Source organism: Hyphomonas sp. UBA3195 (genome assembly GCF_002366485.1).
Lineage (GTDB): Bacteria > Pseudomonadota > Alphaproteobacteria > Caulobacterales > Hyphomonadaceae > Hyphomonas.
The window spans coordinates 17,922-37,871 of record NZ_DEXB01000005.1 but is presented as its reverse complement, the minus strand read 5'-3'; the positions used below and the strand labels follow the sequence as shown (position 1 = coordinate 37,871).

Below are 19,950 nucleotides of genomic sequence, written 5' to 3'. Positions count from 1 at the left end.
AGCACTTCAGGCGTTAAGGGCAAGTATCTCCGCGCTCCGGTAACAATCGGCTCACACTTAGCTGCGGGTTTTCTTCAGCGCGACGAGGGCTGCGTCCAGAGCTGAGAGAAAGCGCGACCTATCCGACTTGGAGAAGGGGGCTGGTCCGCGGGCGATGCCGTCGCCGAGGCCTGCACGAAGATCGGAATGAATTGCGCGCACGGCCACGGCATTGCCAATTGAGGCATCCGTGAAGGGCTTTCCATTCGGGGAAATGACGGCTGCGCCCGCCTTCAGGGCGCGGTCGGCCAGCAGGATGTCCGCTGTGATGACGACTGACTCTGGTGTGGAAGCTTCCGCAATCCAGTCATCGGCCGCATCGAAGCCATCTGACACGATTTTGCGGCTGACCAATCTGTGCTCGGGAATGCGGATATAGGAATTGGCAACGATCACCACAGGCGTGTCATGGCGTAGTGCAACCTTGTATATCTCGTCCTTGACGGGACACGCATCTGCATCGACGAGAATTTGTGGCGGGGGCGGCTGGGTGTCAGACATGCGAGACTACAGCTTGTGCACCAGTCGGGGCAGCAAACGTCCTGGAATAGAGCCAGACTCGGCTTCTCCGGCCGGCTCTGCTCCCATATGGACATAGAAGGGCGCCGCATCCGGATCGGCCTCGATGACCATCTCCTTTGCTCCGGAGCCCTGTGCATACCGGCACGCCCAGACATACAGCATCTTTCCGGTGCCTTCGCCGAGCCGGACCGGCTCGACAAACAGTTTGTCCAGATAGCTCGATCCGGTTTCATCAAAAGATAGTTGAGCTACCCCTGCCACACCGCGCAAATCCTCCGCCACAATGATGACGTCCGATTCCAGGTCGTCCTCGGTCAGCGTGAGTTCGTCTTTGAATGCGTCCAGCATGGCTTCGTCATAGTCCCACACCGCCTTTGATCGCAGGCACAGGTCCGACAAGTATGGCAATTCATCCAGGCGTGGCGGTCTCAAGATCATTGGCAAGTCTTCCCGCCCGCAGGCACTGACGCAAGGCAAGGGCTTGCAGGCCTCGCCATTCCCCCTTCTTTTATCGGCAAAATGGAGGAAGTCACATGGCAACAGCACCCGTCCAAACCCGCATCACCGAAATGCTGGGAATCGAGAAGCCCGTCATTCAGGCGGCGATGGGCTGGATCGCTCGCGCGCCACTCTCCTCGGCCTTCTCGAATGCTGGTGGCATGGGCATCATCGAGACGTCTTCTGGCGAGTTGGATGTGATCCGCGAGGAAATCCTCAAGATGCACGACCTGACGGACAAACCGTTCGGTGTGAATGTTGCCCAGGCCTTCGTGCGTGACCCGAACATTGTCGACTTCATCATCGATCAGGGCATCAAGTTCGTCACAACATCTGCGGGCGATCCGATGAAGTATACGTCGATGCTGAAGGAGGCAGGCCTCACCGTGTTCCATGTCGTCCCATCGCTTCAGGGCGCGCTAAGGGCGATTGAAGCTGGCGTGGATGGGCTGATTGTCGAAGGCGGGGAAGGGGGCGGCTTCAAGAACCCGAAAGATGTTGCATCGATGGTTCTCATCCCGCTGGTTTGCGAACATGTGAATGTTCCCGTGGTTGCAGCAGGGGGCATAACCGACGGGCGCAGCATGGCCGCTGCCTTTGCGCTTGGCGCGGAAGGTGTTCTGATGGGTACGCGTATCCTGTCCTCGGAAGAGAGCCCGGTGCACCAGAACTGGAAGGACGCGATCTTTGCTGCGGATGCGACCGACACCGTGTTCCTGAACCGATCAGGTCCGGGGCCGGCACTGCGCGCCTTGAGTACGGAGCGTACAGAGCGCATCCTGAAGGAGGGCGTCGAGAATATTTTTGGAGAATTTGCCGGGACGCAGAAAGTCTATTTCGACGGAGACCTCGAAGCTGGCATTGCCCTTACGGGGCAGGTCGCAGGGCGGATTCACGCGGTCAAGCCCGTCGCTCAAATCCTCGAAGAAACCCTGGCCGAGTATCATGAAGTCGTAGCCCGCCTGCCGAAATAGGCCGCGACGGGTCTGGTTTTTGCCGTGATTTATCGCTAAACGGCATTAACTGACCTGAGAGGATCCCATGACCAGAAAATCATTGCTCGCGGGCAGCGTTGCTGCGCTCGCCCTTGCCGTGTCCGCCTGTGGCGAGAAAGCGGAAACCCCGGAAACGCCCGCTGCAACCGAGGCGACCGCCAGCGAGACCGGGCTGCCGGAGATTGTCGTCAGTGATGAGGAACTCGCAGGCAATCCATTCCGTCAGGAGTGGACGGCCGACTATGGCGTCCCACCCTTCGCCGAAATCGATGATGGGCATTACATGCCGGCGACGAAGAAGGCGATTCTGGAGTTGCGTGCGGACATTGATGCCATCGTCGACAATCCGGACGCGCCGACATTCGAGAACACAATCGTCGCGATTGACGTCGCCGGTGGGTCGCTGAACAAGGTTTTGAATGTTTTCGGCAACATCACAAATACAGATACCAATGACACGCTGAGCGAGCTGGAGGCTGAAATCTGGCCCATGCTGACTCGCGAGATGAACGCGATCAATTTCAATCAGGATCTCTTCGAGCGCGTTAAGACCGTCTACAGCCAGCGTGATCGGCTGGGGCTGGACGAGCAGGATGCGCGGCTGCTGGAACTTGTCCATCGCGAATTCGTCCGCAATGGCGCGGACCTTTCCCCGGAAGTCAAAACCGAGGTCGCCGCGATCAATGAGGAATTGTCGGGCCTGACCACCAAGTTCGGTCGCAATTTGCTCCTGTCGACCAAGGCTTTCAAGATCGAGGTCACTGACGAGGCAGAGCTTGTCGGCCTTTCAGACGATTTCAAAAGCGCCTTGAAAGTCGACGGCGAAGACAAGTGGGTCTTGACCGTTGATCGCTCTGTCTACGAAACCTTCATGACGCAGAGCGAGAACCGCGATCTGCGCGCGAAGATGTTCGATGGCTATCGCCTGCGTGCGTCCGAGGGCGAGTTCGATAATGGCCCGCTCGCGATCAAGATTGCCCAGCTGCGTGCCAAGCGTGCCGAATTGATGGGATACAAGTCCCACGCACACTACCAGTTGGAAACGCGCATGGCCAAGACGCCGCAAGGCGCAGAGGAGTTCCTGCTCCGCGTCTGGGAACCGGGCCTCGAGCGTGCCAAGGAAGAACGCGCGGCCATGCAAGACATGGTAGGCGACGAATTCCAGATTGCCGGACATGATTGGTGGCACTATTCCGAAAAGGTCCGCCAGGATCTCTACGCCTTCGATGACAATGCGTTGAAACCATATTTCGAACTTGGTGCTGTGCGGGACGGGGCGTTCGATGTTGCCTCCAAACTGCTCGGTATCACGATCGAGCCGGTCGAGGTTGACGGCTGGAATCCGGTTGTGACCGCGTATGACGTCAAGGATGCGGAAACCGGTGACCATCTCGGCCTGTTCATGGTCGATATGTATGCCCGCGATTCCAAGCGTGGTGGAGCGTGGATGAGCTCGTTCCGCGACACGTCCAACGTCAATGGCAACAATATTCGCCCGATCATCACCAACAATCTCAATCTGATCACTCCGGCCGAGGGCGAGCCGACCCTCATGCGGTTTGACGAAGTTGAGACGCTGTTCCACGAATTCGGCCACGGTCTGCATGGCTTGCTGACGCAGATCCGTTATTCCACATTCTCCGGTGTTGATGGTCCTCGTGACTATACTGAATTCCCCGCCCAGATCCTCGAGCATTGGGCTGGCGCCCCCGAAGTGCTTTCAACCTATGCAAATCACTACGAAACCGGCGAGCCAATTCCGCTCGAACTGATCGACAAGATGAACGCTGCTGCGACCTTCAATCAGGGGTTCAAGACGACTGAGTTCATCGCTGCGTCGCTGCTGGACTTGCGTTGGCACATGCTGACTTCGGAGGAAGCCGCCGAAATCACCGATGCCCGGGCATTTGAGCAACAAGTGCTGGAGGAATACGGCCTGATCCCGGAGATCGAACCGCGCTATCGCAGCCAGTATTTCAGCCACATCTTCGCGGGTGGGTATTCGGCAGGCTATTACGCCTATCTCTGGTCCGAGATTCTGGATGCCGATGGCTTCACCGCGTTCCGCGATACGGGCGACATCTATGATCCCGAACTGTCGGCGCGGCTGAAGAAATGGGTCTATGAATCTGGCGGTCTGCGCGAAGCAGATGAGCTGTACCGGAATTTCCGTGGCTCCGACCCAACCATTGAACCGCTGTTGAAGCTGCGCGGTTTCTCTGAGCAGCAGCCAAGCGAAGGCTGATCGGCGCTCGGTCGAAATCCAAACAAAAAGCCCGCCGGAAATATTCGGCGGGCTTTTTCATGTCAGTGAAGTCAGGCGTGTCTCAGGCAGATTGTTCGACAGCTTCGCGGCAGACAATCGCTTTGACTTCTTCTTCCGTATTCGCTTCGCGCAAGGCGTCACGTACGGCGCTCTGGCGGAATGTGCGGCTTACCTGGGCCAAGGCCCGCAAATGGTCAGCGCCCGAAGATTTCGGAGCCAGCAGCATGAAAATCAGGTCGCAAGGGCGATCATCAATCGCTTCGAAATCGACGCCGTGGACCAGTCTCAGATAGCCGCCGACAGGTGCGTCGACGCCCTCAAGACGGGCGTGCGGGATGGCAACGCCTTCGCCGACACCGGTCGATCCGAGGCGTTCGCGCTCCATTACGGCATCCTCAATCTCACGCAGGCCAATGCCTGTCGCTTCGGCAAGAGCCTCTGCGAGCGCGTGAATTGCCTGTTTGCGGCTTTTCGCTTCCAAAGATGGTATGATTACCCCGCCCGTGAGCAGGGATGTCAAATCAGTCGCCATGAAGTTACTTTCCGTGTTCCGGACTAGTTCCTCGGGACGTTCGCTGGATCCACCCATCCAATATGACCGTCTGGTCGGCGGTAGACCATATTAAGCCCGTCATGGCCAGCATTTCTGAACATTAGGGCTGGCACTTCCTGCAGTTCGAGCTGCATAACAGCTTCTGAGACACTCATTGTCCGAATTGAGTGCGATGTTTCTGCGACAGTCAGCGGTGTGTCATCCGGCTCTTCATAATGCTCTTCCTCGGCGGCATCGTGACCATTCACCTGGAACACGGCTTCCGGAGCCAGTTCGTTCGGCATTGGAGCCGATGTACCGGCATGATGGTCCTTCAGTCGGCGCTTGTAGCGACGCACCCGCTTTTCCATCTTGTCGAGGCTGTTTTCCAGTGCAGCATAAGGGTCTTCCGCCTTGCCGGTCGATTGGAGGATAATGCCAGAGGGCAGGTGCACGTTGCAGTCAACTTCGACGAAGGGGCCCTGTTGGGACACGAAAACGCGGGCGTCGCCGGTTCGGTTGAAATACTTACTGACTGCCGCCTCCAGTCCGTCTTCGATGCGGCTCCGCAGAGCCTCTCCGAGATCCATATGCTTGCCAGTAATCTGTATCTGCACGGGCGGTCTCCTTTGTTTTTTCAGGATTCAAGTATGGCGCAGAATTGCCGATGAGGCGAATCGAATTCCTCATTTTCCTGACTTGGGAAGGGGAAGAACCGGCCTCAAGAGCCGAGCGATACATTGCGTGTGAAATATGTATTCTGGCGTCGCCACACTAGGATGCGCCTGCAACGCCCTGCGTGCAGTCTGGCGTCAAAAATTACATGGTTACAATGACCTATGAGGAGTACAGTCAGGGTAACCTGATTTACATCTTCGCGTAGTTACCTGAATTAATATCTCTCCATCAAGGATGAACTCAAGGCATGTCGACCGGTGAGCCCGAGGAACCGAATAAACCGGCAGTCATGCTGGTTGAAAGTGATGCCATGTTCCGGGCCACGTTCGAGCATGCCAGCGTGGGGATCGCGCATGTGGGCCCTCAGGGACAATGGCTGAACGTCAATCGGCGCGTCTCCGAAATTGTGGGCTATCCGCGCGACGAATTGCTCAAGATCACGTTTCAGGACATCACTCACCCGGATGATCTGAATCTGGATGTCGGGCTCCTCAACGAGGTGCTTGAGGGCAGGCGCGAGACCTATCGGATCGAAAAACGTTATTACCACAAGTCCGGCCGGATTGTCTGGGTCCTGCTTTCGGTCAGTTGCATTCGCAATCCGGATGGCACGGTCGCCTATTTCATTTCGATCCTTCAGGACATAACAGAAAAGAAGCGCATCAGCCGGGCACTAACAGACAGCGAAACCCGGTTCCGCATCGTGCAGGAGACCAACCCGGACGGATTCATGATCCTGCGAAGTCAGCGCGCTGTTTCCGGTGAGATCGAGGATTTCGTCTGGGAGTTCGTCAATCCCGCAGCAGAACAGCTGACGGCGCGCTCGGCGAATGTCCTGATCGGCAAGCGGCTATCGAAAGTCATGCCCGAGGCCTTTGGAAGAGGTCTGTTCAACGTCTTTTGCAACACGGTAGAGACCGGAACGCCTTGGCGGCGAGAGCTCTACTATCCAGACAATGGCGTTCCGCGCTGGTTCCGCTTCACGGTCGCTCGGGTCGGGGACGGCTTCGCTGTGTCATTTCAGGATGTCACCGCGCGCAAGCAGGCCGAACTCCAGTTGCATGCAAGCCAGCAACGCCAGCGCACCATTCTCGATGGCATTGTTTCGATGATCGGGCTTACCACACCCAGTGGAATCCTGCTGGAAATCAACGAAGCCTCCCTTCGACTAACCGGGGCGGCGAGCCAGGACCTTGTCGGGAAGCCTATCTGGCAGCATCCGGCATGGTCTCACACGCGCGCGATGCAGGATCGCCTGATCTCGGCCTTTGCCAAGGCAGAAGCGGGACGACGTATGCGGTTCGATGCTGAAATCCGGGATTCTCGAGGCTTGCTGATACCGGTGGACGTGCAATTGGCGCCCATTTTCGACGAATCCGGCCAGGTGACAGACATTGTCATGTCCGCAGTGGATATCTCGGAACGCAAGCGGGCCGAAGCACATCGCGAAATGTTGCTCAGTGAACTGAATCACCGGGTCAAGAATTCGCTGGCGACCATTCAGGCCATCGCCGCCCACACGCTGCGGGAGGCGACAGACTTTGAAGGCTTTCGCCAATCATTCACCGGGCGCCTGCGCGCCATCGCGGCCAGCCATGACCTGCTTGTATCCACGACGCAGGACTCATCGGATATTTCTCGTCTCATCCGGGATCAGGTTCTTGGCTATGCGCCCGCTGATGGCACGCGGCTGGAAATGACGGGGCCGCCGCTTGTGCTGGGGCCGCAAGGGTCACACGCTTTCGGATTGATCCTGCACGAACTGGCCACGAACGCGTCCAAGTATGGTGCGTTTTCGAACGATAGCGGACGGCTCAGCATCAGCTGGTTCATAGAAGAGACGGAGGATGACCCTGACGTGATCATCGACTGGGTCGAAACAGACGGTCCGCCGGTGGTGCCTCCCAGCCGAAAAGGCTTTGGCAGTGTGCTTATCGAACAGAGTCTGTCACACGCTCTTGGCGGGAAATCGAACTTAACCTTTGACCCGAAAGGATTAAAAGCTCAATTTCGCTTTCCAGCTAGAAGGTAGGGGGACTATGCCGAAGATATTACTGTTGGAAGACGACTTCCTGATCGCATTTGATATGAAGACGCAACTGGAAGATGCAGGCATGGAAGTGGTGGGGCCTGTTGCGAGCAATGAGGACGCCAAAGCGCTCATCGAGCCGGGGTCAATCCATGCGGCTGTGCTCGATATGGATCTCGGAGGGGTTGCCTCGTTTCCTACGGCGCATCGCCTGAAGGAATTCGGAATTCCGTTCGTGTTTGTCACCGGCAATAACGAAGCCGACTTGCAGGACGGGCTTGCCGACAGTCCGATCCATACAAAGCCTGTGCATTACCCGCGGCTGATCGAACAGTTGAAGGGTTTCGCAAGTTTAGACTGAAGCGAGGCCTACATGGCCCTCACAGGTCCTTTGATGGGGGTGCCAGCCTCAGGATCGGCCGGCTTACCGGCATTGCGCCCATAGTCATGCTTTTTCAGAAGACCCCGGAATTGATGATAGGAGAGTCCCAGCAAATCTGCGGCGCGGCCCTGATGGCCTTGTGACAGGCTGAGGGCTTCGTCAATCAACTGCATCTCGAAAGCGGCGACCTGCGCGCTGAAATCCGCGGCGATCTCTGGATTGTCGCGAATGCGTACCGGGTCGGCCTGAAGCGTCTCGGAGTGACCTGTCTTGCCGGAGCCAGTCGGGCGCCAGGGAGAATCGAATGGGTCGAGTACGGCCGGATCGAACAAGACCGGTTCGTCCGGTGCCATCAGCATGGCGCGATGTGCGAGCCTTTGCGCGAAATTGCGCAGTTCACGTACATTGCCGGGCCAGTCATGAGCTTCGATAGCGGCAATGGTCGAGGGGGCAAAACCGGGGAAATCCTGCGCCATTTCAATTGCCATACGCCGAGCGAAATGGTCGGCCAGCAGGCTGGCATCACCGGGCCGGGCCCTCAGCGGCGGCAGGGTAATGACGTCAAAAGCAAGTCGGTCCAGAAGATCGGCGCGGAATTCGCCTGCCTCCACCATGCCCGGCAGGTCGGCGTTTGTGGCGGCCACTATGCGAACATCCGTTGAGAGTACTTTTGAACCGCCCACCCGCTGGAATTCGCCATACTCGACAACACGCAGCAATTTTTCCTGAACCTGCGCGCTGGCGGTGGCTATTTCGTCGAGGAAGATCGTACCGCCATCGGCCAGTTCAAACCGGCCTCGCCGCATTTCGGTCGCGCCGGTAAAGGCCCCGCGCTCATGCCCGAACAGTTCAGAATCCAGCAGGGTCTCCGACAGTGCGGCGCAATTGACTTTTACGAATGGACCATCCCAGCGCTTCGACAGGAAATGAAGGCGTTCGCCGATCAGCTCTTTGCCTGTGCCTCGCTCCCCGATGACAAGAATGGAGCGATCCAGCGGGGCGACACGGGAAACATGCTCCTGCGCGCTCAGCCAGGCGGGCGCCTGCCCCAATAATTGCGTATTTTGATCAACCATTTAGTCAAAATAGCAAAAATTAGAGGCAAAATATATAAAAAAATTGGCTAAATACACCAAATTATAAAAATCAAATAGTCCGAAATACCTAAAAATGCCAAATAAAACAAAGATCTATAAAATTAATTTTGAACTGGCACGGTCCTTGAAGTGACAGAAGGGCTCGGAGCGACAGGGCGTTGCTCACAAACACAAGAAGGACAAACTGAAAATGGAAGATCGCTACAACACTTCGGAAGCCCGCTCGGATGCTGGCCGTTTCGGTCGGTGGCTCGCGACGCGCCCGGCGGAAAGCTGGATGTTCTTCGTCGTCGGCATCTTCTTCGGCGGTTTGTTCTTCTAATCCTCCCCCCACTCACGAAAGGACACCAAAATGGGCTTGTTCTCCCGACTCGGTGACATCATCAATTCCAACATCAACGCGATGCTCGACAGCGCCGAAAATCCTGAAAAGATTGCCCGGCTCATCATCCAGGAAATGGAAGATACGCTGGTTGAGGTTCGCACCGCCGCGGCCCGCGCCATGGCAGACAAAAAGGAAATGGAACGCGAAATCGTCCATTTCACGCAGACCCGCGACGAATGGGCTGCAAAGGCTGAACTGGCCATCGACAAGGGTCGTGAAGACCTGGCCCGTGGCGCTCTGACCGCCAAGCAGAAAGCTGATGGCGAAATCGAACGCCGCAAGCTGGCAATGGACGCGGCAGAAGAAGCCTTCGAGAAGCGCCAGGACGATCTGGCCAAGCTTCAAGCCAAACTTGACGAAGCGAAGGCAAAGCATCGGGCACTGATGATGCGCCGCGAAGCGGCCGAGCAGCGCATTCGCATTCGCAGCCAGGTCTATGACGGCAAAGTGGATGATGCGCTGGCGCGCTACAGCAATATCGAGCGCAAGGTCGACGAAATGGAAGCCTATGCTGACACGATCAAGGGCCGTGAACCGACCCTCGAAGCCGAATTCGCCGCGCTGGAGCGTGACGAGAGCGTCGAGAAGGAACTCGAAGCCCTGAAAGCGAAGCGCGCCAAGTCATCGGCGAAGTCTTCCAGCAAGAAATCGGAGGACTAATCGATGTTGTTTTCACTCGCTTGCCTCACCGGCTTCATGACGTTGGTCTGCGCTCCGGGCCTCATCGCCCAGGCGCGCGCCAACCGGCAGCCATCTGCTGACGAGGCCGCCTGATGGATGAGTTTATTCCAATCATAGCGATCGTCTCGCTGTTCATCGTCCTCCCGGGCATGATCTTCCACTACATTACCCTGTGGCGGAAGCAGAAAACCCTGATGCCCGACGATGAGCGCATGATGGAGGATCTCTGGCGCTCGGCCAAGGCGATGGAACGCCGGATCGAGACGCTCGAATCTCTCCTTGAGCAGAGCGAAGCGGACAGCCCCCGCAGGCCGCCTCGTTCTTCCCGCCCCACTTTTGACGACTAAGGACCCAGACATATGTCCCGCCAATCCCGTGCCTACCGTGATACAGCCCCAGAAGGCGACCAGTACGGCTCCCCGAATCCGAAGCGCTATTACCGCTCGCGTCATGACAAGGTCATTGCCGGCGTCTGTGGCGGCCTTGCCGAACGCTTTGGTTGGGAACCCATCCTGGTGCGCCTGCTGGCCGTGCTCGCCTTTTTCTTTGTCGCCGGACCGATCGCCCTGATTGCCTATATCGTCGTCTGGATGATCACGCCGCGGACACCTTTGGGCGGTCGTACCATATCACCGGAAGAAGATGTTTTCTGGCGCAACGTGAACGACCGCCCCAGAGCCACTTTCGGGAACCTGAAATACACTTTCATGGATCTCGATGAACGCCTCAGGGATATCGAACGCAAGGTCACATCTGACGAGTGGCGACTGCGCAAGGAATTCCGCGACCTGGAGCGTGGCAACTAGACCGCGCCCATTCACCCTAACCATCCGACAAGAAGGACCGGAAAAATGCGTAAGGGGACGCTACTGACGAATAACTGGCTGCTCGGAGGGATCTCCATCCTCATCCTGATGATGGTACTCTTTCTCTCCAGCCTCCAGGGACAGACAGCACTGGAGTTCGGCGGGCTTCAGATGACGTTTGCGCCGCATGAAGAGGGGGGCGTTCGCCTCAGCATCGCCCGCTCTTTTGGTGAGTCAGACTTCACCGCGCTTTAAAGCGCGAACAATCAGGCGCACGGGGCTGACCGCCTCGAGCGCCGCCACTTCGGCGGGGGAGGGCCCGCCAAGGCACATGGCCGCCAGCACCCGGCCGGCCCAGGGGCCCCAGGTAAAGCCGCGCGCGCCAAAACCGTTCACCATGAATATGCCCGGCAACACGGGGGCGTCCGCATCGACAGGGCGCCCTTTTCGCATGCCGGAAAATGTCTCCAGCGCTGCAGAGTAATCGGGCACGGCACCGACCAGGGGTAATCGATCAGCGGTGGTCGCACGAATGGCAGCACGAGACTGAACGGGCAGCGACGTTGCGCTTCGTTGCCACCATGGAGACAATTGTCGCAATGCGTCGGCATTGGTGGCGCGGGCAGCGGCGGACGTTGCAGCCGGTACACCATCTTCGATTTTTTCAAAGGTAGCGCCCCAGAGCCTCTGATCTTCCAATGCCAGTGCGTAGTGCCCGCTCGCCATTGCCTCTGCTTGAACGGGTGTGGCGTCCGCGACGCTCTCGACCTGACCCAATCGGCCTTCCAGCCCGACCCAGCCAAGTTGCCGGTTCGTCTCCATGGCGGTGGCGAGGACAATGATGTCGAACACCTCGGCATTCACCAAGCGATCCTGTAGCGAAATCTCGACCGTCCCGGTCCGGACCCGAACATTGTCGAGCAATCCGGAAATGATCCGCGCAGGCTCAAGGACCAGTGCGCGCTTGTGGAGCAGGCCGCCGCCCGAAATGGCTTCAAGGTCTTCCAAAGGCAGAGGCGGGTCCGCAAGCAATTTCGCGAACCGGGTCTGCTCGGCCTTGTCCTTTGGCATTTGGCGTACGGTGGTTTCGTGTGCGCCTTCCATGCCTGAATAGGCGCGGCGGGCGGCAAGATAAGCGTCGATCAGCAAGCGGGCTTGCGCCGTGTCGCCCGCATCGAGCCGAGGCATCATAAGGGCCAGCGGATTGCCACTTGCGCCGCTTGCGGGGCCAACTGGATCATACACAGTCACATCTGCGCCGCGCTCTGTCAGGGCGTAAGCCGCGCTCGCCCCGGCAATTCCTGCGCCCAGAATGGCGATCTTTTGGCGAGGGCCACTATGCGCGCGCAGGCCGTAAATGTCCGGCTTGGCGGGAGAGGCAAGTGCCAACCTTGCTTCCAGTCGCTGCCGCTTGCGGCCGTGTCCCGGTGCTTTGACGACATCGAAGCCGACCTCTGTCAGTCCGCGCCGAACTGTGCCTGCCACGGTGAACGTGCCGATGCTCGCGCCGGGCTTGGAGCGCTCTGCAATCAGTCCGTAAAGATTAGCTGACCACATGGCTTCATTCTTTGCCGGGCTGAATCCGTCGAGAAACCAGGCATCGGCCATGAACTGGCTCTGGGGCAGCGTGTCGTGAATATCGCCGAGATGAAGCGTGAGAGTGACGCCGATATCAGGCCAGACGAGGTGGTGTACACAGCGCACAGGCCCTGGCCAATCGGCGAGCAGTCGCGCTGCCAAGCATGCCAGTTCGGGCCACGCGCCCAACGCGCGCGCCGCATCGTCCTCAGTCAGGGGAAAGCCTTCGAAGCTGACAAAGTGGAGCCATGCATCCGGGGTTGGTCGGTGCGCTTGCCACAGTTCGCACAAGGCGAGGAAGTTCAATCCTGTGCCAAATCCGGTTTCGGCTACCGTAAATTCGGTCTTGCCTGCCCAAGCTTCCGGAAGACCGCAGCCCTGCAGGAAAACCGCGCGGGTTTCAGCCAGTCCATCCCCCGCCGTGAAGTACACGTCCCCCGCCTCGCGGGCGACGGGCGTGCCGTCGTCCTTCCAGTCAATCATGGGATGCGTGAGCAAGCGGGCCATGCGAGACGGGTTAGCCGGGCCATATCGTTTTGAACAGTCCTCCGCGGCTGCATGCTTTCTGACACCGAATTAATCGGATCGCTCTTGTCCGTCGCGCGTTGAATGAGTGACCGCGATCATGCGGCCGACACAAACAAACTGAAGGAGACCCAAATGGACAAGGAACATCTCAAGGGCGGTGCCAAGGAAGCTGAAGGCGAAGTCAAGGAAACTGTCGGTGAAATGACAGACAACAAGAAGATGCAAGCCGAAGGCAAAATGGACAAGGCCGAAGGCGAAGCTCGCAAGACAGCGGGTGACGTAAAGGACGCCGTCAACAAATAGGCGACCCCCTGAACCACTGTGAAAGCCGCTCCTCCGGGGGCGGCTTTTCCTTGCGTGCTGCCGGATGGCGCGCCACATAGGGGCTCTCAGCAGAAGGCATACACTCATGAGCGAGTTTGAGATCAAGCGCGAAGACGGAGAGACCGGCGGGCGCTATGTCACCCTGGTCAACGGCCACGAGGCCGAGATGACCTATTCGAAGGCGGGTACGGAGCGGATCATCATCGACCATACCGGCGTTCCGAAAGCGCTCGGCGGCATGGGTGTCGGCGTAGCCCTGGTCAAACGCGCAGTCGAGGATGCGCGCCGGGACGGAATCAAGATCATTCCGCTGTGCCCTTTCGCGAAGGCGCAAGTTCAAAAACATGCAGAATGGCAGGATGTACTGGCATGACCACGATACCCATCACCCATGATGAAAATCATATGCGCTACAGCTATTTCGAGAACGGGCTGGAAGCATATCTCACCTATGAGCGTCCGCGGACCGGGCTGCGCCATATCACGCACACGATCGTGCCGGGAGAACTGGGTGGACGCGGCCTTGGCAAAAATCTGGTGACGCGTGTGATGAATGACATCATTGCTGCGGGTGAGACGGTTTCTTCGTCTTGCTGGTTTGCAACGGCACTTATCGAAAAGACGCCGGAATGGGCTGCCCTGAGGGGATGACCAAGCCTTTCTGGAAAACCACGCCACTGGCTCAGATGTCATCGCAGGAATGGGAATCCCTCTGCGACGGCTGTGGCAAATGCTGCCTGCTCAAACTGGAAGATGAAGATACCGGTGAGATCGCTTACACGCGACTCCATTGCCGCCTGTTTGACGGGGATAACTGTCAGTGTGCCGACTACAAAAATCGCAAGAAGATCGTCGAAGACTGCGTGATTCTTACTCCGAAGAAGGTCGAGGAAATCCGCTGGATGCCAAAGACCTGCACCTATCGCCTGATCCATGAGGGCAAGGAGCTGCCGGACTGGCACTATCTCGTGTGTGGTGACCGCAACCGCATCCACGAAGAGGGGCATTCGATCCGGGGGCGCACCGTATCCGAGGACACGGTCTTCGATGAGGACACAGAAGACTGGATTGTCGACTGGGAAGGCAATGAGCCCTAGACGCCGACCACTTCACTATTGGTCGCCTCGGTCTTCAGCCATTTGATGAAGTTGCGTACATCTGGCGTCAGGTGACGGCCTTTCGGATAGACGATCCAGTACCCGAAATCGATCAGGTGGGAGCCATCCGCGAAGGGTGCGACCAGCCGACCAGAGGCGAGATCCGCTGCTGCAATCGCGCGTTTGGCAAGCGCCACGCCGCGTCCGGCGGCAGCCGCCTCGATCACGAGGATCGCCTGGTTGAAACGTGGGCCGCGTGAGCCATCAACATCTTTCACATTCCGTGCACGCAGCCAGCTGGCCCAGTCGGGGCAGGACGGGTCATTCTCGTTGCTCTCATCATGGATCAGTGTGTGATGCCGCAAATCCGAGGGCTTGCGGATCGCGTCGGATCCTTCCAGCAGGGCAGGGGAACAGACCGGCAAGACAGTCTCGTCCATCAGCTTTTCAGATTTCAGGCCGTCATAATTGCCCCGGCCATAGCGGATTGCGAAATCGGCATCGGCCGTGGTGAAATCGGTCAGGCCCATATCGGCCGAGATCCAGGCCTCGGTCTCCTCATGTTCCCGGTGGAAGCCATCAAGGCGGGGCGCCAGCCATTTCGCGGCGAAGGACGGCGCAGATGACACCATGACCCGGCCTTTGCGCGCTGGAGCCTGCATGATCCGCCCGGCTTCAGAAATTCTCTCGAATGCATCGCGCACCAGCGGCAGGCTGGCCTGGGCGGCATCTGTCAGCAAAACTGAACGGCCCGTTCGCTTGAACAGGGGCGTGCCGGCATATTCTTCCAGCTGCCTTATCTGTTGTGAAATCGCGCCGGGCGTGACATTCAGCTCTTCGGCAGCCTGTGTAAAAGACAGGCGCCGCGCGGCGGCCTCAAAGGCTCTCAGCGCGTTCAATGGGGGAAGTCGGTCGGATGGGTCTGACATGGATAGTTTCTCTAAAGGATCGCTGTAGGGGTTCATGCTTGCGTCCGCCGCGTCAAGAGCCATTTTGACACCTGACTGATCAGCTTGCCTAAAAAGAGGTCCGCCCGCATGCGCCAATTTCCGGCTTTCTTCAACATGGATGACGCGCGCGTCGTCGTGTTCGGCGGTGGTGAGGAAGCGCGCCGCAAGGTGCGCCTGCTCGCCAAAACACCGGCGCATATCACTGTGATTATTGGAAAAGACATCGATTCCGGCTTCGCTCAGGAGTTTGCCGGGCGCATAACGATTGCGCCGCAGGACCAAGCTGGCGCCGCGCTCGATGTTGCCCGTTTTGCAATTGTGGCCTGCCGAATTGATGAAAACACAGATCGCGCGATCACTTGGGCGCGCCAATATGGCGTGCCTTTGAATGTCGTCGATCGGCCAGATCTCTGCGATTTTACGGTTCCATCCATCATGGACCGCGGCGAGATTGTTGCTGCCGTGGCCTCGGGCGGCTCTGCGCCTGTACTTGCCAAATCGGTGCGAGCCAAACTTGAAGCGCTTACACCCGCACGCATCGGCGATCTGGCGGAACTGGCCGGACGCATGCGAGAAGAGGTAAAGTCCAAATTGCCGGATGCTGGCGCGCGTCGGAAGTTCTGGGAGAGCGTGCTCAATGGCAAGGCTGCCGAACTTGCCTATGCGGGCGAGTTGGAAGCTGCTGAACAGGCGATGCGCGACGCACTGTCCGGCGGCCGGACGCAAGGCGTGGTCCATCTGGTTGGCGCGGGTCCGGGTGATCCGGAGCTGCTGACCCTGAAGGCGCTGCGCCTGCTGCAGGAAGCCGACATTGTCTATTATGACCGTCTGGTCAGCGACGATATCCTGACGCTCATTCGCCGGGATGCCGACCGCGTGTCTGTCGGCAAGAGCAAGGGCGACCACTCCGTCCCGCAGGATGAAATTCACGAAATGCTGATCCGCTCGGCCCGCGATGGCAAGCGCGTTGTACGCCTGAAGGGCGGCGACCCGTTTATCTTCGGGCGTGGCGGTGAAGAGATGGAAGCGGTGCTGGCCGCAGGCGTCGAAGCCTTCGTGGTGCCGGGTATTACGTCGGCGCTGGGATGCGCGGCGCAGGCAGGTGTACCGCTGACCCATCGCGATCATGCCCAGAGCCTGACCTTCGTCACCGGCCATGCCAAGGCGGGCGGCGTGCCCGATCTCGATTGGGACTCGCTGGCCAAGCCGAACCAGACCGTCACCGTCTTCATGGGCGTCGGCACAGCGGCCGCCATTACTGACAAGTTGATCGAAGCCGGGCGCGCGCCAGACACGCCGGTCGCAGTGATCGAGAACGGCACGCGGCCGAACGAAATTCAGGTTTTCGGTATTCTTGCTGAACTGCCTGACCTGATCACAGACAATGGTATCGAGGGTCCAGCATTGCTCATCATCGGCAAAGTGGCGGGCCTGCCTTTCGCGAGTGGCGCAATCGGCCTTTCAGGCTGCGTCAGCCAGGAGACTTTCGTATGACATCCGTTCGCCCGAAACTTAAGGCGGATACGCCAAAGGCCGTCACCGCATGGGAGACCGCGACCGGCCAGAATGTCTGGATGGCCGCCGACGGCAGCTGGACCCAGGACGTTTCAAAAGTTGCCGCCTTTACAGGCGATGAGGCCGAAGCGCGCCTTGCAGATGCTCAGACGCAGGAGGGGATCGTTACCGATCCCTACTTCATGGAAGTCACTGAGACGGGAGAGATCACGGGCCGTGAGACCCTGCGCGAGACGATCCGCGCCAAGGGACCGACCGTTTCCTATGGAGAGGGCGCATAATGCCCCATCGCGAGATTCAGCGACTCACACTTTACGGCGATTCCATTTCCGGCAATTGCATGAAACCGAAATGGACCGCTGACCTGCTTGGCATCCCATATGATTGGGTAGAGGTCGATATCCTTCAGGGCGGCACCCAGACCGAAGACTTCCTGTCGCTGAACCCGGCGGGTCAGGTGCCGCTGGCGCGCTGGCCGGATGGCCGTGCGTTGCCACAGTCCAACGCCATCATGTTGTATCTCGCCGAAGAGGCAGGCAGTGACCTGGTCCCTTCTGACACGTTCCGCCGGGCCCAGATGATGAGCTGGCTGTTCTGGGAACAATACTCTCACGAGACCGCCATTGCTGTGAGGCGCTTCCAGAAACATTATCTCAATACGCCGGATGACCAGATCGATCCGCAGCTGATGGCCAAGGGGCGCCGCGCGCTCGGTGTGATGGAGCTGCAATTGACCTATACCGACTGGCTGGTTGGCGATGCGATGACGCTCGCCGATATTGCGTTGGTCGCCTACACACGGGTCGCCCATGAGGGTGGCTTTGACCTGTCTGATTTTCCTTCCGTGGAAAGATGGGTCAGCCGCACCGAAGTGGCCCTCAATATACCGCACGCAAAAGAGGCTGCGTAATGTACAGATATGATGAGTTTGACGCCCGGATCGTCTCCGAGCGGGTCGCGCAATTCCGTGGACAGGTGGACCGCCGCCTATCGGGCGAATTGCTGGAAGACGAGTTCAAGCCGCTTCGCCTGCAGAATGGAGTCTACCTCCAGCTACACGCCTACATGCTGCGCGTGGCCATTCCCTATGGCCAGCTGAATGGCCGTCAGCTGCGCCAACTGGCCATCGTCGCGCGCGACTATGACCGGAATTACGGCCATTTCACCACGCGCCAGAACATACAGTTCAACTGGGTCGCGTTAAAAGACATCCCGGACGTGCTGGCCAAGCTGGCCGAGGTCGAGATGCATGCCATCCAGACCTCCGGTAACTGTATCCGCAACGTGACATCCGATCATTATGCCGGTGCGACGAAAGACGAATTGATGGATCCGCGCCCCTGGTGCGAGATCATCCGCCAGTGGAGCACGTTCCATCCGGAGTTCGCCTTCCTGCCGCGCAAGTTCAAGATTGCCGTCACGGCGGCCGAGCATGATCGCGCTGCAATCCGCGTGCACGATATCGGCCTGCATATCCGCAAGCGCGGCGACGTGGTCGGGTTTGAAGTCCATGTCGGCGGCGGGCAGGGGCGCACGCCGCACCTCGCGACCCTGGTCAACGAGTTCGTGCCGGAAGCCGAATTGCTCGACTATCTCGAAGCCATCATGCGCGTCTACAACCGCTTCGGCCGCCGGGACAACAAATACAAGGCCCGCATCAAGATCCTTGTCAGCGAACTGGGCGAAGCCGAGTTCCGCCGCCTCGTGGAAGAGGAATATGCCGCCCAGCGCGACAATGAGAAAATCGACCTGCCACAGGCCGAGATCGACCGTATCCATGCCTATTTTGCGCCGCCGGAACTGGCCGCGAAGCCAGACACGTCTTCGGCATTCGAGGCCCTGAAGGCCGATGATGCAGAGTTTGCGCGCTGGGCGCGGATCAACCTCCATCCGCACAAGACCCCTGGCTACACGTCGGTCACGGTCAGCCTGAAGCCGATTGGCGGTCTCGCCGGAGACGCCACCGACGCTCAGATGATGACCGTAGCGCATCTGGCCGAGACGTATGCTTATGACGATATCCGCGTCAGCCACGCCCAGAATCTCGTCCTGCCACATGTTGCGCTGGATGACCTGCCGGATGTGTATCGCGAGTTGAAGGCTGCCGGGCTGCATACCGCAAACGAAAGCCTGATCACCGACATGATCGTGTGCCCAGGTCTCGATTACTGCAACCTTGCCAATGCCCGTTCCATTCCAGTCGGGCAGGCGGTTCAGGAAGTGTTCGCCGATCCAGACTATCAGGAAGATATCGGCCGCCTGCACATCAATATTTCCGGCTGTATCAATGCCTGTGGCCACCACCATGTCGGCCATATCGGTATTCTCGGCGTCGACAAGAAGGGTGAGGAATTCTATCAGATCACCTTCGGTGGCCGCGCAGATGAGAAGGCCGCGATCGGTGATATTGCCGGCCCCGGCCTGAAGGCTGATGACGTGCCCGGCGCCCTCAAACGCGTCGTCGACACCTATCGCGAGCTGCGCGCCGACAAGGGCGAGTTGTTCATCGAGACGCTGGCCCGCCTCGGCCATGACCCCTTCAAGGAGGCGCTTTATGCCGCTGGTTAAGAACGGCACAGAGATCGACAATATCTGGGCCTATGTCCCGGATGAAGGTGAGCTGTCTCCTGGTGGATGTATTACAGTTTCGCTCGGACGATTTCGCAGCGAGCGAGACATTCTTCTGGCCCGCAACACCGATATTGGTGTGCGGCTGGAACCGGGCGACGACCCGCACGAACTGGAGGAATATCTCGACCGGTTGCAACTGATCGAGATCAGTTTCCCTAAATATACTGACGGTCGTGGATACTCCCAGGCCCAGCTTTTGCGCCGTCGCTTCGGCTATACCGGAGAGCTTCGCGCTGTGGGTCACGTCCTGCGGGATCAGATATTCTATATGAACCGTTCAGGCTTTGACGCTTACGAGACCGCCCGTGCTGACCTACATGAAGTGGTGAACGCACTGGAAGAGTATTCCGACGTCTACCAGCCCGCAGCGGGTGATCGGACGCCGGTGTACCGCAAGAGACACGAAAGCTGATCCTT

General features: G+C 58.6%; 25 protein-coding genes. 18 read left to right on the top strand and 7 right to left on the bottom strand.

From position 1 onward, the window contains the following. Positions 1–57: 57 nt before the first annotated feature. Positions 58–540: a YaiI/YqxD family protein gene (locus B2344_RS02270; protein ID WP_206992097.1), complete on the bottom strand. Its 483-nt coding sequence runs from the start codon at positions 538–540 to the stop codon at positions 58–60. A gap of 6 nt (positions 541–546) precedes the next feature. Further along, a complete protein-coding gene (locus B2344_RS02265; protein WP_290481135.1) occupies positions 547–999 on the bottom strand; it encodes a GNAT family N-acetyltransferase in 453 nt (150 codons plus the stop codon). 95 nt (positions 1,000–1,094) lie between these two features. Between B2344_RS02265 and B2344_RS02260 the strand changes: the two genes are divergently transcribed. Together B2344_RS02260 and B2344_RS02255 are read left to right on the top strand one after the other, a co-directional pair. Then, a complete protein-coding gene (locus tag B2344_RS02260) occupies positions 1,095–2,033 on the top strand; it encodes an NAD(P)H-dependent flavin oxidoreductase (RefSeq protein WP_290484585.1) in 939 nt (312 codons plus the stop codon). 67 nt (positions 2,034–2,100) lie between these two features. Further along, on the top strand, positions 2,101–4,299 hold the full coding sequence (locus B2344_RS02255) for a M3 family metallopeptidase (RefSeq protein WP_206992100.1): 2,199 nt from the start codon (positions 2,101–2,103) through the stop codon (positions 4,297–4,299). Between the two features lie 82 nt (positions 4,300–4,381). Here the strand turns inward: B2344_RS02255 and B2344_RS02250 are convergent, their stop codons facing one another. Together B2344_RS02250 and hpf are read right to left on the bottom strand one after the other, a co-directional pair. Continuing rightward, entirely contained in the window at positions 4,382–4,852 is a 471-nt protein-coding gene (locus tag B2344_RS02250; RefSeq protein WP_206992101.1) for a PTS sugar transporter subunit IIA, read from the bottom strand. Positions 4,853–4,875: 23 nt separating this feature from the next. Then, positions 4,876–5,469, bottom strand: coding sequence for a ribosome hibernation-promoting factor, HPF/YfiA family (gene hpf, locus B2344_RS02245; protein WP_034817049.1), 594 nt, complete (start codon positions 5,467–5,469; stop codon positions 4,876–4,878). A gap of 308 nt (positions 5,470–5,777) precedes the next feature. On the opposite strand from hpf, the gene B2344_RS02240 reads away from it, so the two are divergent. Beyond that, the gene (locus B2344_RS02240) at positions 5,778–7,562 is read left to right on the top strand and encodes a PAS domain-containing sensor histidine kinase (RefSeq protein ID WP_290484584.1); all 1,785 of its coding nucleotides are present in this window, start codon (positions 5,778–5,780) and stop codon (positions 7,560–7,562) included. A gap of 7 nt (positions 7,563–7,569) precedes the next feature. Next, positions 7,570–7,920 (top strand): response regulator, encoded by a 351-nt coding sequence (locus B2344_RS02235; RefSeq protein ID WP_290480601.1) that lies wholly within the window; start codon positions 7,570–7,572, stop codon positions 7,918–7,920. An 8-nt stretch (positions 7,921–7,928) separates the two neighbouring features. Here the strand turns inward: B2344_RS02235 and pspF are convergent, their stop codons facing one another. Next, positions 7,929–9,017, bottom strand: a complete 1,089-nt coding sequence (gene pspF, locus B2344_RS02230) for a phage shock protein operon transcriptional activator (RefSeq protein WP_290484583.1) — start codon at positions 9,015–9,017, stop codon at positions 7,929–7,931. Between the two features lie 211 nt (positions 9,018–9,228). Between pspF and B2344_RS02225 the strand changes: the two genes are divergently transcribed. From B2344_RS02225 to B2344_RS02205, 5 genes are all read left to right on the top strand, one after another. Beyond that, positions 9,229–9,360 (top strand): hypothetical protein, encoded by a 132-nt coding sequence (locus tag B2344_RS02225; protein ID WP_255342029.1) that lies wholly within the window; start codon positions 9,229–9,231, stop codon positions 9,358–9,360. Positions 9,361–9,390: 30 nt separating this feature from the next. Next, positions 9,391–10,083 (top strand): phage shock protein PspA, encoded by a 693-nt coding sequence (pspA, locus tag B2344_RS02220; RefSeq protein ID WP_290484582.1) that lies wholly within the window; start codon positions 9,391–9,393, stop codon positions 10,081–10,083. Positions 10,084–10,196: 113 nt separating this feature from the next. After that, positions 10,197–10,451, top strand: a complete 255-nt coding sequence (gene pspB, locus B2344_RS02215; protein WP_034817057.1) for an envelope stress response membrane protein PspB — start codon at positions 10,197–10,199, stop codon at positions 10,449–10,451. Between the two features lie 12 nt (positions 10,452–10,463). Beyond that, the gene (pspC, locus tag B2344_RS02210; RefSeq protein ID WP_034817059.1) at positions 10,464–10,910 is read left to right on the top strand and encodes an envelope stress response membrane protein PspC; all 447 of its coding nucleotides are present in this window, start codon (positions 10,464–10,466) and stop codon (positions 10,908–10,910) included. A gap of 45 nt (positions 10,911–10,955) precedes the next feature. Continuing rightward, a complete protein-coding gene (locus tag B2344_RS02205; protein ID WP_206992105.1) occupies positions 10,956–11,165 on the top strand; it encodes a hypothetical protein in 210 nt (69 codons plus the stop codon). Here the strand turns inward: B2344_RS02205 and mnmC are convergent. After that, positions 11,145–12,995, bottom strand: a complete 1,851-nt coding sequence (mnmC, locus tag B2344_RS02200; protein WP_290484581.1) for an FAD-dependent 5-carboxymethylaminomethyl-2-thiouridine(34) oxidoreductase MnmC — start codon at positions 12,993–12,995, stop codon at positions 11,145–11,147. The genes B2344_RS02205 and mnmC overlap by 21 nt on opposite strands. Before the next feature lie 153 nt (positions 12,996–13,148). Between mnmC and B2344_RS02195 the strand changes: the two genes are divergently transcribed. The 4 genes from B2344_RS02195 (at position 13,149) to B2344_RS02180 (ending at position 14,437) form a co-directional block, all read left to right on the top strand. Next, a complete protein-coding gene (locus B2344_RS02195) occupies positions 13,149–13,319 on the top strand; it encodes a CsbD family protein (RefSeq protein ID WP_084333513.1) in 171 nt (56 codons plus the stop codon). A 106-nt stretch (positions 13,320–13,425) separates the two neighbouring features. Then, positions 13,426–13,713: a GNAT family N-acetyltransferase gene (locus B2344_RS02190; RefSeq protein ID WP_290482553.1), complete on the top strand. Its 288-nt coding sequence runs from the start codon at positions 13,426–13,428 to the stop codon at positions 13,711–13,713. After that, positions 13,710–13,991, top strand: coding sequence for a GNAT family N-acetyltransferase (locus B2344_RS02185; RefSeq protein ID WP_034817077.1), 282 nt, complete (start codon positions 13,710–13,712; stop codon positions 13,989–13,991). The genes B2344_RS02190 and B2344_RS02185 overlap by 4 nt, the downstream gene beginning before the upstream one ends. Beyond that, on the top strand, positions 13,988–14,437 hold the full coding sequence (locus tag B2344_RS02180; protein WP_290484580.1) for a YcgN family cysteine cluster protein: 450 nt from the start codon (positions 13,988–13,990) through the stop codon (positions 14,435–14,437). The genes B2344_RS02185 and B2344_RS02180 overlap by 4 nt, the downstream gene beginning before the upstream one ends. Here B2344_RS02180 and gcvA read toward each other — a convergent pair. After that, entirely contained in the window at positions 14,434–15,366 is a 933-nt protein-coding gene (gene gcvA / locus B2344_RS02175) for a transcriptional regulator GcvA (RefSeq protein WP_290482551.1), read from the bottom strand. The two genes, B2344_RS02180 and gcvA, sit on opposite strands and share 4 nt — an antisense overlap. A 108-nt stretch (positions 15,367–15,474) precedes the next feature. On the opposite strand from gcvA, the gene cysG reads away from it, so the two are divergent. The 5 genes from cysG to B2344_RS02150 are packed head-to-tail and all read left to right on the top strand — an operon-like array spanning position 15,475 to position 19,945. Next, positions 15,475–16,881, top strand: a complete 1,407-nt coding sequence (cysG, locus tag B2344_RS02170) for a siroheme synthase CysG (protein WP_206992109.1) — start codon at positions 15,475–15,477, stop codon at positions 16,879–16,881. Further along, positions 16,878–17,183: a DUF2849 domain-containing protein gene (locus B2344_RS02165; RefSeq protein ID WP_290484579.1), complete on the top strand. Its 306-nt coding sequence runs from the start codon at positions 16,878–16,880 to the stop codon at positions 17,181–17,183. The genes cysG and B2344_RS02165 overlap by 4 nt, the downstream gene beginning before the upstream one ends. Then, positions 17,183–17,812, top strand: coding sequence for a glutathione S-transferase family protein (locus B2344_RS02160; RefSeq protein ID WP_290482556.1), 630 nt, complete (start codon positions 17,183–17,185; stop codon positions 17,810–17,812). Before B2344_RS02165 ends, B2344_RS02160 begins: the two co-directional genes overlap by 1 nt. After that, on the top strand, positions 17,812–19,470 hold the full coding sequence (locus B2344_RS02155) for a nitrite/sulfite reductase (RefSeq protein WP_290484578.1): 1,659 nt from the start codon (positions 17,812–17,814) through the stop codon (positions 19,468–19,470). The genes B2344_RS02160 and B2344_RS02155 overlap by 1 nt, the downstream gene beginning before the upstream one ends. Further along, positions 19,457–19,945, top strand: coding sequence for a DUF934 domain-containing protein (locus B2344_RS02150; protein WP_290482548.1), 489 nt, complete (start codon positions 19,457–19,459; stop codon positions 19,943–19,945). Before B2344_RS02155 ends, B2344_RS02150 begins: the two co-directional genes overlap by 14 nt. Positions 19,946–19,950: the final 5 nt, after the last annotated feature.

Bases quoted from the DNA above. Each gene is read 5' to 3' on its own strand.
- pspA (WP_290484582.1), top strand. From the start codon at position 9,391: ATGGGCTTGTTCTCCCGACTCGGTGACATCATCAATTCCAACATCAAC.
- gcvA (WP_290482551.1), bottom strand. From the start codon at position 15,366: ATGTCAGACCCATCCGACCGACTTCCCCCATTGAACGCGCTGAGAGCC.
- pspC (WP_034817059.1), top strand. From the start codon at position 10,464: ATGTCCCGCCAATCCCGTGCCTACCGTGATACAGCCCCAGAAGGCGAC.
- B2344_RS02155 (WP_290484578.1), top strand. From the start codon at position 17,812: ATGTACAGATATGATGAGTTTGACGCCCGGATCGTCTCCGAGCGGGTC.
- B2344_RS02250 (WP_206992101.1), bottom strand. From the start codon at position 4,852: ATGGCGACTGATTTGACATCCCTGCTCACGGGCGGGGTAATCATACCA.
- B2344_RS02160 (WP_290482556.1), top strand. From the start codon at position 17,183: ATGCCCCATCGCGAGATTCAGCGACTCACACTTTACGGCGATTCCATT.
- B2344_RS02150 (WP_290482548.1), top strand. From the start codon at position 19,457: ATGCCGCTGGTTAAGAACGGCACAGAGATCGACAATATCTGGGCCTAT.
- B2344_RS02240 (WP_290484584.1), top strand. From the start codon at position 5,778: ATGTCGACCGGTGAGCCCGAGGAACCGAATAAACCGGCAGTCATGCTG.
- B2344_RS02165 (WP_290484579.1), top strand. From the start codon at position 16,878: ATGACATCCGTTCGCCCGAAACTTAAGGCGGATACGCCAAAGGCCGTC.
- B2344_RS02260 (WP_290484585.1), top strand. From the start codon at position 1,095: ATGGCAACAGCACCCGTCCAAACCCGCATCACCGAAATGCTGGGAATC.
- cysG (WP_206992109.1), top strand. From the start codon at position 15,475: ATGCGCCAATTTCCGGCTTTCTTCAACATGGATGACGCGCGCGTCGTC.
- B2344_RS02265 (WP_290481135.1), bottom strand. From the start codon at position 999: ATGATCTTGAGACCGCCACGCCTGGATGAATTGCCATACTTGTCGGAC.
- pspF (WP_290484583.1), bottom strand. From the start codon at position 9,017: ATGGTTGATCAAAATACGCAATTATTGGGGCAGGCGCCCGCCTGGCTG.
- B2344_RS02190 (WP_290482553.1), top strand. From the start codon at position 13,426: ATGAGCGAGTTTGAGATCAAGCGCGAAGACGGAGAGACCGGCGGGCGC.
- pspB (WP_034817057.1), top strand. From the start codon at position 10,197: ATGGATGAGTTTATTCCAATCATAGCGATCGTCTCGCTGTTCATCGTC.
- B2344_RS02185 (WP_034817077.1), top strand. From the start codon at position 13,710: ATGACCACGATACCCATCACCCATGATGAAAATCATATGCGCTACAGC.
- mnmC (WP_290484581.1), bottom strand. From the start codon at position 12,995: ATGGCCCGCTTGCTCACGCATCCCATGATTGACTGGAAGGACGACGGC.
- B2344_RS02195 (WP_084333513.1), top strand. From the start codon at position 13,149: ATGGACAAGGAACATCTCAAGGGCGGTGCCAAGGAAGCTGAAGGCGAA.
- B2344_RS02225 (WP_255342029.1), top strand. From the start codon at position 9,229: ATGGAAGATCGCTACAACACTTCGGAAGCCCGCTCGGATGCTGGCCGT.
- B2344_RS02180 (WP_290484580.1), top strand. From the start codon at position 13,988: ATGACCAAGCCTTTCTGGAAAACCACGCCACTGGCTCAGATGTCATCG.
- B2344_RS02270 (WP_206992097.1), bottom strand. From the start codon at position 540: ATGTCTGACACCCAGCCGCCCCCGCCACAAATTCTCGTCGATGCAGAT.
- B2344_RS02255 (WP_206992100.1), top strand. From the start codon at position 2,101: ATGACCAGAAAATCATTGCTCGCGGGCAGCGTTGCTGCGCTCGCCCTT.
- B2344_RS02235 (WP_290480601.1), top strand. From the start codon at position 7,570: ATGCCGAAGATATTACTGTTGGAAGACGACTTCCTGATCGCATTTGAT.
- B2344_RS02205 (WP_206992105.1), top strand. From the start codon at position 10,956: ATGCGTAAGGGGACGCTACTGACGAATAACTGGCTGCTCGGAGGGATC.